The following is a 12,877-nucleotide window of genomic DNA, read 5'->3' as shown; positions in this document are numbered from 1 at the left end:
CGCGTTCGGCTTTCGGGACGCAGAGCGTCCGGGGCTGCATTCCCACGCGGAGCGTGGGAACGATCTCCAACCGAAGCGCCTGGTTTTAGCCCTGGACCGGAACGCCCTTGAGGTACGGTGCCGGTTCAGCCCCGAGGTTGTTGAGCATGCGCTCGCTGTACCAATCCACGAAGTTCACCACGCCGAACTCATAAGTCTTGGAGTACGGGCCTGGCTGGTAGGCGGTGGAGTTGATGCCGCGCTGGTTTTCTTCGGCCAGGCGACGGTCCTGGTCGTTGGTGGCGTCCCAGACCTGGCGCATGCGCGCCACGTCGTAGTCCACGCCTTCGACCGCGTCCTTGTGCACCAGCCACTTGGTGGTGACCATGGTTTCCTGGGCGCTGATCGGCCACACGGTGAACACGATGATGTGGTCGCCCATGCAGTGGTTCCATGAATGCGGCAGGTGCAGGATGCGCATCGAGCCCAGGTCCGGGTTCTTGATGCGGCCCATCAGCTTGGCGCAGCCTTGCTTACCGTCCATGGTCATCGACACGGTGCCCTTGAGCAGCGGCATGCGCACGATGCGGTTGCGCAGGCCGAAACTGGCGTGGGCGTAAGGGATCTTCTCGGCTTCCCACGCGGCGGCGGAGGCGGCCACGTGGTCCTTGAACGCCTGGTCGGCGCGCGGGTCGGTGATGTCGTCCCATTCCAGCAGGGTCTTGAGCAGTTCCGGGTGCGCGCCGCCGCAGTGGTAGCACTCGCGGTTGTTTTCCAGGACCAGCTTCCAGTTGGCTTTTTCCATCAAGGTGGTTTGCACCGCCACCTTGGTGTTTTCCATGTCGTAGGGTTCCATGTAATGGGCCAGGGTCGACAGGAAGTCATCGATGGCCGGCGGGTTCTCCGCCAGGCTGATGAAGATGTAGCCACCGGCGGTCTTCACGTTCACGGGTTTCAGGCCGTACTGTTTCATGTCGAAGTCGGCGCCCATTTCGGTGCCGGCGAACAGCAGGCGACCGTCCAGTTCGTAGGTCCACTGGTGGTAATGGCAAACCAGTTTGGCAACCTTGCCCTTGTCGCTGGTGCACAACCGCGAGCCACGGTGACGACAGACGTTATGGAACGCGTGCACTACGCCGTCGGCGCCGCGAATCACGATGATCGGGTTCTTGCCGACTTGCAGGGTCAGGTAGTTACCCTTGGTCGGGATTTCGCAGGTCATGCCGGCGATCAACCATTCCTTCTGGAAGATTTCCTGCATGTCGATATCGAACAGACGCTCATCGCTGTAGAACGGCTGAGGCAACGAGAACGTGCGCTCGCGTTCCTGTAGCATCTGTGCGGTGGCCTTGCGTGCGGGTTCCAGCGGATCGCCCAGGCTCAGGGTAGTGGTGACGTCCATCGTTTTATCCTCATGGCCCTCTACGTGACCATCAAAAAGTGGCTGATCGGTTGTGCTACGCAAGGCAGAAAATTGTGTTTGTCTGTGGGAGCGAGTGTGGGGCCGCGCAGGGGCCGAACCTTATCCATGGGCGACATGGCCCAATCTGTTCCCGACGCGCAAGCCCCGGTAGTTAAGGGCTGGTCGCGATAAGTATGTGAATGTCGCAGATAGGTAAATGGCCGTTCAGGCGCCTGCGCACAATCGCCAACATGAAGGCCGGCAGTCGGCCGTGGAGATCAGCATGTCCAATAACTTCCTGAACCCGGTCACGACCCAGACCTGGGCCAATGGCCGACATATCGTACGTTGCGTCAAAGTCATCCAGGAAACCTGGGATGTGCGCACGTTCTGCTTCATGGCCGACCAGCCAATCATGTTCTTTTTCAAGCCGGGGCAGTTTGTCACCCTGGAGCTGGAAATCGAAGGCCAGCCGATCATGCGCTCCTACACCATCTCCAGTTCGCCGTCGGTGCCCTACAGTTTTTCGGTGACCATCAAGCGCGTGCCGGGGGGCAAGGTTTCCAACTGGCTGCACGACACCCTGCATGAAGGCCAGGAGCTGGCGGTGCACGGGCCGGTGGGGTTGTTCAACGCCATCGATTTCCCGAGCCCGAAAGTCCTGTACCTGAGCGGTGGCGTGGGGATCACACCGTGCATGTCCATGGCGCGCTGGTTCTACGACACCAACGCCAATGTCGACATGACCTTTATCCACAGCGCCCGCTCGCCCAAGGACATCATCTACCACCGCGAGCTGGAACACATGGCGTCGCGGATCGACAACTTCAGCCTGCACCTGATCTGCGAAAAACATGGCCTGGGTGAGCCCTGGGCCGGGTATCGCGGTTATCTGAACCACAAGATGCTGGAATTGATGGTGCCCGACTTCCTCGAACGCGAAGTGTTCTGTTGCGGCCCGACCCCGTACATGACCGCGGTCAAGCGCCTGCTGGAAGCGGCTGGCTACGACATGAAGCGTTATCACGAGGAATCCTTCGGCGCTACACCACCGGAAGCCCGCGCCGACGCCGTGGAGCAAGCCGAACAGGCTGCCGACGCGCCGGAAGTCGATGCGGCGGACCTGCACCTGGTGGAGTTCACCTCCTCTGGCAAGAGCATTCGCGTGGGACCGGGCGAAACCGTGCACGCTGCGGCTGCCAAGCTCGGCATGATGATCCCCAAGGCCTGCGGCATGGGCATCTGTGGCACCTGCAAGGTGTTGAAGCTAGGCGGGGAAGTGGAGATGGATCACAACGGCGGGATCACCGAGGACGACGAGGCCGAGGGCTACATCCTGTCGTGCTGCAGCGTGCCGAAGGGGGATGTGCGGATCGAGTTCTGATCCTGCAGTGAGCCCCCTGTGGCGAGGGAGCTTGCTCCCGCTCGGCTGCGTAGCAGTCGTCGCTTCTGAAATCTGGGGGCTGCTGCGCAGCCCAGCGGGAGCAAGCTCCCTCGCCACAAAAGTCCCAAAGCCACCCGGGCTTTGGGAGTCGCCTTAAAGGCTCATCACTTCCCGAATATCCGCCGCCAATTCCCTTACCCGCGCCTCTTCGGTATCCCACGAGCACATGAACCGCGCGCCGCCCTTGCCGATGAAGGTGTAGAAGCGCCAGCCGCGAGCGGTCAGCGCGGCGATGGCCGGTTCCGAGAGTTGCAGGAACACGCCATTGGCCTGGACCGGGAACATCAGTTCCACGCCGGGAATGTCGCTGACCAGCTCTGCCAGCAATTGGGCGCAGTGGTTGGCGTGGCGGGCATGCTTGAGCCAGGCCTGGTTTTGCAGCAAACCGACCCAGGGCGCGGAGAGGAAACGCATCTTCGATGCCAGTTGCCCGGCCTGTTTGCAGCGGTAGTCGAAGTCCACGGCCAGGTCGTGATTGAAGAACAGGATCGCTTCACCCACCGCCATGCCGTTTTTCGTACCGCCAAAGCACAACACGTCCACACCGGCCTTCCAGGTCAGGTCGGCCGGGGAGCAGCCGAGGAAGGCGCAGGCGTTGGAAAAGCGCGCGCCGTCCATGTGCAGGTTCAGCCCCAGTTCCTTGCAGGTGACGCTGATGGCGCGGATTTCTTCCGGGGTGTAGACACTGCCGACTTCCGTGGCCTGGGTCAGGGTCACGACCCGGGGCTTGGGGTAGTGGATGTCCTGGCGCTTGAGGGCGATCTCGCGGATCGACTCGGGGGTCAGCTTGCCGTTTTCAGTGCGCGCGACCAACAGTTTGGAACCGTTGGAGAAGAACTCTGGCGCGCCACATTCGTCGGTTTCGACGTGGGCGGTTTCCGAGCAGATCACGCTGTGGTAACTCTGGCACAGCGACGACAGCGCCAGGGAGTTGGCCGCCGTGCCATTGAACGCGAAGAACACTTCGCAGTCGGTTTCGAACAAGGCCCGGAAATCATCCGCCGCGCGATGGGTCCACTCGTCGTCACCGTAGGCGCGCTGGTGGCCCTGGTTGGCTTCTTCCATGGCGGCCCAGGCTTCGGGGCAAATGCCGGAATAGTTGTCGCTGGCAAACTGTTGACTCTTGTCGGTCATGGCCTTGCTCCTTGAATAGAGAGTCCTGGGTAAAGAGATCCCTGGCGGAATGCCTGGATGGGGCGTTCCATGGTTCGGCGTGTTTGGGTCCACAGCGCCGTGGTCGATACTGGTGCGCACTTTACCCAAGATTAGCGGGGGAACACACCGGATGTTGCTGTCAGAAAGTCACAAGGTCTTCGGGCCGCTATACACATGAGCCGGCGTGACGGCGCCCTGGACCTGCTCAAGTGGCTGGCTCTTTTGTCGATGGTCCTCGATCATCTGCGATATGTCGGTTTTTCCGTCGATTGGTTGTATGTGCCAGGACGGTTGGCGTTCCCGTGGTTCTGCCTGGCGATGGCGGCGAACCTGGGGCGCGGTGGAACCCACGTCGCTCCATGGCGTTACCTGGGCTGGTTGCTGCTATTCAGTGCCGTCAGTGAAATCCCTTACCGCTTGTTCATTCCCGACCCCACCACCCTGAATGTGATGCCAACCCTGGTGTTGGGGTTGTTGGTGGCGCGCTGCTGGCAGACGCCCACCCTGGAGGCGCGGTGCCTGGCCGCGATGGCGTTGCTATTGGCGGCGCTGTTTTCGTCGCGGCTGATGTTCGGGTTCTTCGGTGTGCTGCTGCCGCTGGCCGCGCTACTGGTGTTGCGCCGACCCTGGTATTTCGCGGCTTTGCCAGGGGTAGTCTGCGTGGCGGCCAATCAATGGCGAGTGTTGTATGGCGCGGCGTGGCTGGGGGATGCGGTGGCGCTCTGGGGGTTGTTGGCTTGCCTGATCGCGCCGGGGCTTGGGTGGGTGGTTTTGCGACAGGCCGGTCGTTTTCATCCTCCAGCGATGCGGCGTTGGGCGTATGGCCTTTATCCGGCGCATTTTCTGGTGTTGCTCGTGGTTCGCCAGATCGCCGCATAACCCCTTGTGGCGAGGGAGCTTGCTCCCGCTGGGCTGCGAAGCAGCCCCAAGGCCTGAGAATACGATTTGTCAGGTCCACCGCGTTTGCCGGTTTTGCGACTGCTTCGCAGTCGAGCGGGAGCAAGCTCCCTCGCCACAGGGTCGGTGTTCCATTCCATTTGAGTGCATGTCGTAAACGCACCTTTGCGTGGCGTCCATAGGCATTTGACATGCCTGCGCCAGCCATACCATCGCATCCAAAGGGCACGACCGAACGGTCCGTGCCTCACCGAGACGAAAGGCGCACCGCCGCCGCTGGGAGAGACGCGATGTTCAGCAAGCAAGACCAAATCCAAGGCTACGATGATGCACTGCTGGCGGCGATGAACGCCGAAGAGCAACGCCAGGAAGATCACATCGAACTGATCGCGTCAGAAAACTACACCAGCAAGCGCGTGATGGAGGCCCAGGGCAGCGGCCTGACCAACAAGTACGCCGAAGGCTATCCAGGCAAGCGCTACTACGGTGGCTGCGAGCACGTCGACAAAGTCGAAGCCCTGGCCATCGAGCGCGCCAAGCAACTGTTCGGTGCCGATTACGCCAACGTCCAGCCGCACTCCGGTTCTTCGGCCAACAGCGCCGTGTACCTGGCCCTGCTGCAGGCTGGCGACACCATCCTGGGCATGAGCCTGGCCCACGGCGGTCACCTGACCCACGGCGCCAAGGTGTCGTCCTCGGGCAAGCTCTACAACGCGGTGCAATACGGCATCGACACCACCACCGGCCTGATCGACTACGACGAAGTCGAGCGCCTGGCGGTCGAGCACAAGCCGAAAATGATCGTGGCCGGTTTCTCCGCTTACTCCAAGACCCTGGACTTCCCACGTTTCCGCCAGATCGCCGATAAGGTCGGTGCTCTGTTGTTCGTCGACATGGCCCACGTGGCTGGCCTGGTTGCCGCCGGTCTGTACCCGAACCCGCTGCCGTACGCCGACGTGGTCACCACCACCACCCACAAGACCCTGCGCGGTCCGCGTGGTGGCCTGATCCTGGCCAAGGCCAACGAAGAAATCGAGAAGAAGCTCAACGCTGCGGTCTTCCCCGGCGCCCAGGGCGGCCCCCTGATGCACGTGATCGCCGGCAAGGCGGTGTGCTTCAAGGAAGCGGCGGAGCCTGGCTTCAAGGCTTATCAGCAGCAAGTGATCGATAACGCCCAGGCCATGGCTGGCGTGTTCATCAAGCGCGGCTACGATGTAGTGTCCGGTGGTACCGATAACCACCTGTTCCTGGTCAGCCTGATCCGTCAGGGCCTGACCGGCAAGGACGCCGATGCTGCCCTGGGCCGCGCCCACATCACCGTCAACAAGAACGCCGTGCCGAACGACCCGCAATCGCCGTTCGTGACCTCGGGCCTGCGCATTGGCACCCCGGCGGTGACCACGCGTGGTTTCAAGGTGACCCAGTGCGTCACGCTGGCCGGTTGGATCTGCGACATTCTCGACAACCTCGGCGATGCCGATGTCGAGGCCAATGTCGCGCAGCAAGTAGCGGCCCTGTGCGCGGACTTCCCGGTTTATCGCTGAGTCGGTTTTGGAGTAATGACTATGCAACGCTATTCGGGCTTCGGCCTCTTCAAACACTCTCTCAGCCATCACGAAAACTGGCAGCGGATGTGGCGTACGCCGACACCGAAAAAAGTCTACGACGTGGTCATCGTCGGCGGTGGCGGGCATGGCCTGGCGACCGCCTATTACCTGGCCAAGGAACACGGCATCACCAACGTGGCCGTGGTCGAGAAGGGCTGGTTGGGCGGCGGTAACACCGCGCGCAACACCACCATCGTGCGCTCCAACTACCTGTGGGACGAATCGGCCCATCTGTACGAACACGCGATGAAATTGTGGGAAGGCCTGTCCCAGGACCTGAACTACAACGTGATGTTCTCCCAGCGTGGCGTCTACAACCTGTGCCACACCCTGCAGGACATCCGTGATTCCGAGCGCCGGGTCAGCGCCAACCGCCTCAACGGCGTGGACGGCGAGCTGCTCAACGCCAAGCAAGTGGCCGACGAGATCCCCTACCTGGATTGCTCGAAAAACACCCGCTACCCGGTGATGGGCGCCACCGTCCAGCGTCGCGGCGGCGTGGCCCGTCACGATGCCGTGGCCTGGGGCTTTGCCCGGGCGGCGGACGCGTTGGGCGTGGACCTGATCCAGCAGACCGAAGTGATCGGTTTCCGCAAGGAAAATGGCGTGTGCATCGGCGTGGAAACCAACAAGGGCTTCATCGGCGCCAAGCGCGTCGGCGTGGTGACCGCTGGTAACTCCGGACACATGGCCAAGCTCGCCGGCTTCCGCCTGCCGATCGAGTCCCACCCGCTGCAAGCGCTGGTGTCGGAACCGATCAAGCCAATCATCGACAGCGTGATCATGTCCAACGCCGTGCACGGCTACATCAGCCAGTCCGACAAGGGCGACCTGGTGATCGGCGCCGGTATCGACGGCTACAACGGCTACGGCCAGCGTGGTTCGTACCCGGTGATCGAACACACCATCCAGGCCATCGTCGAAATGTTCCCGGTGCTCTCGCGGGTGCGCATGAACCGTCAGTGGGGTGGCATCGTCGACACCACGCCGGACGCCTGCCCGATCATTTCCAAGACCCCGGTGCCGAACATGTTCTTCAACTGCGGTTGGGGCACCGGCGGCTTCAAGGCCACCCCGGGCTCGGGCAACGTCTTCGCTGCAAGCCTGGCCAAGGGTGAAATGCACCCACTGGCCGCGCCGTTTTCCATCGACCGTTTCCACAACGGCGCATTGATCGACGAACACGGCGCTGCTGCCGTCGCCCACTAACAGGAGAAATCCCTATGTTGCACATCTTCTGTCCTCACTGCGGCGAACTGCGCTCCGAAGAGGAATTCCATGCATCCGGCCAGGCGCATATCCCGCGCCCGCTGGATCCGAACGCCTGCACCGACGAGGAGTGGGGTGACTACATGTTCTTCCGTGACAACCCACGCGGCTTGCACCATGAACTGTGGGACCACGTCGCCGGTTGCCGCCAGTACTTCAACGTGACCCGTGACACCGTGACCTACGAGATTCTCGAAACCTACAAGATCGGCCAAAAGCCGCAGTTCACCGACAAGGCTGACAGTCCGAAAGCGGCTGCACAGGCTCTGGGAGAGAAGGTATGAGCCAGATCAATCGCCTGTCCAACGGCGGACGGATCGACCGCAACAAAGTGCTGAGCTTCACCTTCAACGGCCAGACCTACAAAGGCTTCGAGGGCGATTCCCTGGCCGCTGCACTGCTGGCCAACGGCGTCGACATCATTGGCCGCAGCTTCAAGTACTCCCGCCCGCGCGGCATCTTCGCCGCCGGCGCAGAAGAGCCGAACGCGGTGCTGCAGCTCGGGGCCACCGAAGCCACGCAGATCCCGAACGTGCGCGCCACGCAACAGGCGCTGTACCAAGGTTTGGTCGCCACCAGCACCAACGGCTGGCCGAACGTGAACAACGACATGATGGGCATTCTCGGCAAGGTCGGCGGCAAGCTGATGCCGCCGGGTTTCTACTACAAAACCTTCATGTACCCGCAATCGTTCTGGATGACCTACGAGAAGTACATCCGCAAGGCCGCAGGCCTGGGTCGCTCGCCGACCGAGAACGATCCGGACACCTACGACTACATGAACCGTCACTGCGACGTGCTGGTCGTCGGCGCTGGCCCTGCTGGTTTGGCCGCCGCACTGGCCGCGGCCCGCAGCGGTGCGCGCGTCATCCTGGCCGATGAGCAGGAAGAGTTCGGCGGCAGCCTGCTCGACTCCCGCGAGAGCCTGGACGGCAAGCCGGCGACCGAATGGGTCGCTGCGGCGGTGGCCGAACTGCGCGCGATGCCAGAAGTGGTGTTGCTGCCTCGTGCCACGGTGAACGGTTACCACGACCATAACTTCCTGACCATCCACGAGCGCCTCACCGATCACCTCGGTGACCGCGCACCGATCGGCCAGGTTCGCCAGCGCATCAACCGCGTCCGCGCCAAGCGCGTGGTCCTGGCCACCGGCGCCTGCGAGCGTCCGCTGGTCTACGGCAACAACGACGTGCCGGGCAACATGCTGGCCGGCGCGGTGTCCACCTACGTGCGTCGTTACGGCGTGGCACCGGGCAAGAAACTGGTGCTGAGCACCAACAACGACCACGCCTATCGGGTGGCCCTGGACTGGTTCGACGCCGGCCTGCAAGTGGTGGCCGTGGCCGACGCGCGCAGCAACCCGCGTGGCGCGCTGGTGGAAGAGGCCCGCGCCAAGGGCATCCGCATCCTCACCGGCAGCGCCGTGATCGAAGCCCGTGGCAGCAAGCGCGTCACCGGGGCACGTGTTGCCGCGATCGACGTCCGCGCCCATAAAGTCACCAGCCCTGGGGAATGGCTGGACTGCGACCTGGTGGCCAGCTCCGGCGGCTACAGCCCGGTGGTTCACCTGGCGTCGCACCTGGGCGGCAAGCCGATCTGGCGTGAAGACATCCTCGGTTTCGTACCGGGCGAAGCACCGCAAAAGCGCGTATGCGTCGGTGGTGTGAACGGTGTCTACAGCCTCGGCGATACCTTGGCCGATGGCTTCGAGGGCGGCGTGCGCGCGGCCAGCGAAGCCGGCTTCAAGGCAGTGGAAGGCGTGTTGCCCAAAGCCCTGAGCCGTCATGAAGAGCCAACCCTGGCGCTGTTCCAGGTGCCTCACGAAAAATCCACTGCACGGGCGCCGAAGCAATTCGTCGACCTGCAGAATGACGTCACCGCCGCCGCCATCGAACTCGCCACCCGCGAAGGCTTCGAGTCGGTGGAACACGTCAAGCGCTACACCGCACTGGGCTTCGGTACCGACCAGGGCAAGCTGGGTAACGTCAACGGCCTGGCCATCGCGGCCCGTTCGCTGAACGTGAGCATCCCGCAGATGGGCACCACCATGTTCCGTCCGAACTACACGCCGGTGACTTTCGGCGCGGTGGCTGGCCGGCACTGTGGGCACATCTTCGAGCCGGTACGTTTCACCGCGCTGCATGCCTGGCATGTGAAGAACGGTGCCGAATTCGAAGACGTCGGCCAGTGGAAGCGCCCTTGGTACTTCCCGAAAAACGGTGAAGACCTGCATGCCGCGGTCAAGCGCGAATGCAAGGCGGTGCGTGACAGCGTCGGCCTGCTGGACGCCTCGACCCTGGGCAAGATCGACATCCAGGGCCCGGACGCCCGTGAGTTCCTCAACCGCGTCTACACCAACGCCTGGACCAAGCTCGACGTGGGCAAGGCCCGCTACGGCCTGATGTGCAAGGAAGACGGCATGGTCTTCGACGACGGCGTAACGGCCTGTCTGGCGGACAACCACTTCCTGATGACCACCACCACGGGTGGCGCGGCGCGCGTGCTGCAATGGCTGGAGATCTATCACCAGACCGAATGGCCGGACCTGAAGGTGTACTTCACCTCGGTCACCGATCACTGGGCGACTATGACCCTGTCGGGCCCCAACAGCCGCAAGCTGCTGAGCGAAGTCACCGACATCGACCTGGACAAGGACGCGTTCCCGTTCATGACCTGGAAGGAAGGCCTGGTGGGTGGCGTGCCGGCGCGGGTGTTCCGGATCTCGTTCACCGGTGAGCTGTCGTACGAAATCAACGTGCAGGCCGACTACGCCATGGGCGTGCTCGAGCAGATCGTCGAGGCGGGCAAGAAATACAACCTGACCCCGTACGGCACCGAGACCATGCACGTACTGCGGGCCGAGAAGGGCTTCATCATCGTCGGCCAGGACACCGACAGCTCGATGACCCCGGACGACTTGAACATGGGCTGGTGCGTAGGCCGCACCAAACCGTTCTCGTGGATCGGCTGGCGCGGCATGAATCGCGAAGATTGCGTGCGTGAAGACCGCAAGCAACTGGTGGGCCTCAAGCCGATCGACCCGAATGTCTGGCTGCCGGAAGGCGCGCAACTGGTGTTCAACACCAAGCAGGCGATCCCGATGACCATGGTTGGCCACGTGACCTCCAGCTATGCCCACAACTCCCTGGGTTATTCATTTGCCATGGGTGTGGTCAGGGGTGGCCTCAAGCGGATGGGCGAGCGCGTGTTCGCGCCATTGGCCGACGGCAGTGTGATCGAGGCAGAGATTGTTTCTTCGGTGTTCTTCGATCCGAAGGGGGATCGGCAGAATATTTGATACCTGATCGTTCCCACGCGCTGCGTGGGAATGCATCCCGGGACGCTCCGCGTCCCAAAAGCGGACGCAGAGCGTCCATGGCGGCATTCCCACGCAGCGCGTGGGAACGATCAATCTACGAGACAGGTGCTCCACATGACCGCAGTCAACGTGTACCAACAACGCCCAACCACCGGGGCCAAGGCCGAGTCGTCGCTGCACCATGCCGACCTCGGCAGCCTGGTGGGCAAGGGCCGCAAGAACGCCGGTGTCACCGTGCGCGAGAAAAAACTCCTGGGCCACCTGACCCTTCGTGGCGACGGTCACGACCCGGCGTTCGCCGCCGGCGTGCACAAGGCCCTGGGCCTGGAATTGCCAGGCGCCCTGACCGTCATCGTCAAGGGTGAAACCAGCCTGCAATGGCTCGGCCCGGACGAGTGGCTGCTGGTAGTACCCACTGGTGAAGAGTTCGCTGCCGAGAAAAAACTGCGCGAAGCCCTGGGCGACCTGCACATCCAGATCGTCAACGTCAGCGGCGGCCAGCAGATCCTCGAACTGTCCGGCCCGAACGTGCGCGACGTGCTGATGAAATCCACCAGCTACGATGTTCACCCAAGCAACTTCCCGGTGGGCAAGGCCGTGGGCACGGTGTTCGCCAAGTCGCAACTGGTGATCCGCCACACGGGCGAAGACACCTGGGAACTGGTGATCCGCCGCAGCTTCTCCGATTACTGGTGGCTGTGGTTGCAGGATGCCGCGGCTGAGTATGGGTTGAGCGTGCAGGCCTGATTGATGGCCTTGGACTGCTTTTGTGGCGAGGGAGCTTGCTCCCGCTGGGCTGCGAAGCGGCCCTCGCTTTTGGCGGTTGCTACGCAACCGAGCGGGAGCAAGCTCCCTCGCCACAGGGTTCTTTGTCGCCCAGTTAATTTGAACAGGAGTCACCGCAATGAGTCGTGCCCCAGACACATGGATTCTCACCGCCGACTGCCCCAGCGTGCTCGGTACGGTGGACGCGGTGACCCGCTTTCTGTTCGAGCAGGGCTGCTACGTCACCGAGCACCACTCCTTCGACGACCGGCTCTCGGGGCGTTTTTTCATTCGCGTGGAATTCCGTCAGCCGGAGGGTTTTGATGAGCAAAACTTCCGCACCGGCCTGGCCGAACGGGCCGAAGCCTTTGGCATGGTCTTCGAACTGACGCCGCCCAACTACCGGCCCAAAGTCGTGATCATGGTGTCCAAGGCCGATCACTGCCTCAACGATTTGCTCTACCGCCAACGCATCGGCCAGTTGTCCATGGACGTGGTGGCCGTGGTGTCCAACCACCCCGACCTCAAACCGTTGGCCGACTGGCACCAGATTCCCTACTACCATTTCCCCCTGGACCCGAACGACAAGCCTTCCCAGGAGCGGCAGGTGTGGCAGGTGATCGAAGACACCGGTGCTGAGCTGGTGATCCTTGCGCGCTACATGCAAGTGCTGTCGCCGGAGTTGTGCCGCAAGCTCGATGGCAAGGCGATCAACATCCATCACTCGCTGCTGCCGGGTTTCAAGGGCGCCAAGCCGTATCACCAGGCCTACAACAAGGGCGTGAAACTGGTCGGCGCGACGGCGCACTACATCAACAACGACCTGGACGAAGGCCCGATCATCGCCCAGGGCGTGGAAGTGGTGGACCACAGCCACTATCCCGAGGATTTGATCGCCAAGGGCCGGGACATCGAAGGGCTGACCCTGGCCCGGGCCGTGGGGTATCACATCGAAAGAAGGGTGTTCTTGAACGCCAATCGCACTGTCGTTCTTTAGATTTTTGGGGCCGCTTCGCAGCCCATTCGCGAGCTTGCTCGCG

10 protein-coding genes are annotated in these 12,877 nt (G+C 62.5%); 8 read left to right on the top strand and 2 right to left on the bottom strand.

The features are described from left to right. Window positions 1–85: 85 nt before the first annotated feature. The gene (gene gbcA / locus V7773_RS14980) at window positions 86–1,381 is read right to left on the bottom strand and encodes a glycine-betaine demethylase subunit GbcA (RefSeq protein ID WP_336074015.1); all 1,296 of its coding nucleotides are present in this window, start codon (window positions 1,379–1,381) and stop codon (window positions 86–88) included. Between the two features lie 283 nt (window positions 1,382–1,664). On the opposite strand from gbcA, the gene gbcB reads away from it, so the two are divergent. Beyond that, entirely contained in the window at window positions 1,665–2,765 is a 1,101-nt protein-coding gene (gbcB, locus tag V7773_RS14975; RefSeq protein ID WP_060743118.1) for a glycine-betaine demethylase subunit GbcB, read from the top strand. A 153-nt stretch (window positions 2,766–2,918) separates the two neighbouring features. On the opposite strand, the gene V7773_RS14970 is transcribed toward gbcB, so the two are convergent. Continuing rightward, on the bottom strand, window positions 2,919–3,959 hold the full coding sequence (locus tag V7773_RS14970; protein WP_336074014.1) for a threonine aldolase family protein: 1,041 nt from the start codon (window positions 3,957–3,959) through the stop codon (window positions 2,919–2,921). Window positions 3,960–4,154: 195 nt separating this feature from the next. Here V7773_RS14970 and V7773_RS14965 point away from each other — a divergent pair, with 195 nt between their 5' ends. The 7 genes from V7773_RS14965 (at window position 4,155) to purU (ending at window position 12,834) form a co-directional block, all read left to right on the top strand. After that, window positions 4,155–4,859 (top strand): TraX family protein, encoded by a 705-nt coding sequence (locus V7773_RS14965; RefSeq protein WP_092146313.1) that lies wholly within the window; start codon window positions 4,155–4,157, stop codon window positions 4,857–4,859. A 308-nt stretch (window positions 4,860–5,167) separates the two neighbouring features. Next, the gene (gene glyA / locus V7773_RS14960; protein WP_003206308.1) at window positions 5,168–6,421 is read left to right on the top strand and encodes a serine hydroxymethyltransferase; all 1,254 of its coding nucleotides are present in this window, start codon (window positions 5,168–5,170) and stop codon (window positions 6,419–6,421) included. 21 nt (window positions 6,422–6,442) lie between these two features. Further along, entirely contained in the window at window positions 6,443–7,693 is a 1,251-nt protein-coding gene (locus tag V7773_RS14955; protein ID WP_003206307.1) for a sarcosine oxidase subunit beta, read from the top strand. A gap of 14 nt (window positions 7,694–7,707) precedes the next feature. Continuing rightward, on the top strand, window positions 7,708–8,037 hold the full coding sequence (locus tag V7773_RS14950; protein ID WP_014340581.1) for a sarcosine oxidase subunit delta: 330 nt from the start codon (window positions 7,708–7,710) through the stop codon (window positions 8,035–8,037). Then, complete coding sequence (locus tag V7773_RS14945; RefSeq protein WP_092221481.1) at window positions 8,034–11,051, top strand: sarcosine oxidase subunit alpha; 3,018 nt, start codon at window positions 8,034–8,036, stop codon at window positions 11,049–11,051. Before V7773_RS14950 ends, V7773_RS14945 begins: the two co-directional genes overlap by 4 nt. 135 nt (window positions 11,052–11,186) lie before the next feature. Next, entirely contained in the window at window positions 11,187–11,819 is a 633-nt protein-coding gene (locus tag V7773_RS14940; RefSeq protein ID WP_336074013.1) for a sarcosine oxidase subunit gamma, read from the top strand. Between the two features lie 157 nt (window positions 11,820–11,976). After that, window positions 11,977–12,834 (top strand): formyltetrahydrofolate deformylase, encoded by an 858-nt coding sequence (gene purU / locus V7773_RS14935; protein ID WP_336074012.1) that lies wholly within the window; start codon window positions 11,977–11,979, stop codon window positions 12,832–12,834. Window positions 12,835–12,877: the final 43 nt, after the last annotated feature.

The organism is Pseudomonas sp. 3JA, from assembly GCF_036961705.1.
Taxonomy (GTDB): domain Bacteria; phylum Pseudomonadota; class Gammaproteobacteria; order Pseudomonadales; family Pseudomonadaceae; genus Aquipseudomonas; species Aquipseudomonas fluorescens_Q.
The sequence above is the reverse complement of the archived record's forward strand: the minus strand, read 5'-3'. Positions and strand labels throughout refer to the sequence as shown.

Coding starts and splice junctions, on each gene's coding strand:
- V7773_RS14965 (WP_092146313.1), top strand. CDS start 4,155: ATGAGCCGGCGTGACGGCGCCCTGGACCTGCTCAAGTGGCTGGCTCTT.
- gbcA (WP_336074015.1), bottom strand. CDS start 1,381: ATGGACGTCACCACTACCCTGAGCCTGGGCGATCCGCTGGAACCCGCA.
- V7773_RS14940 (WP_336074013.1), top strand. CDS start 11,187: ATGACCGCAGTCAACGTGTACCAACAACGCCCAACCACCGGGGCCAAG.
- gbcB (WP_060743118.1), top strand. CDS start 1,665: ATGTCCAATAACTTCCTGAACCCGGTCACGACCCAGACCTGGGCCAAT.
- V7773_RS14945 (WP_092221481.1), top strand. CDS start 8,034: ATGAGCCAGATCAATCGCCTGTCCAACGGCGGACGGATCGACCGCAAC.
- V7773_RS14950 (WP_014340581.1), top strand. CDS start 7,708: ATGTTGCACATCTTCTGTCCTCACTGCGGCGAACTGCGCTCCGAAGAG.
- V7773_RS14970 (WP_336074014.1), bottom strand. CDS start 3,959: ATGACCGACAAGAGTCAACAGTTTGCCAGCGACAACTATTCCGGCATT.
- glyA (WP_003206308.1), top strand. CDS start 5,168: ATGTTCAGCAAGCAAGACCAAATCCAAGGCTACGATGATGCACTGCTG.
- V7773_RS14955 (WP_003206307.1), top strand. CDS start 6,443: ATGCAACGCTATTCGGGCTTCGGCCTCTTCAAACACTCTCTCAGCCAT.
- purU (WP_336074012.1), top strand. CDS start 11,977: ATGAGTCGTGCCCCAGACACATGGATTCTCACCGCCGACTGCCCCAGC.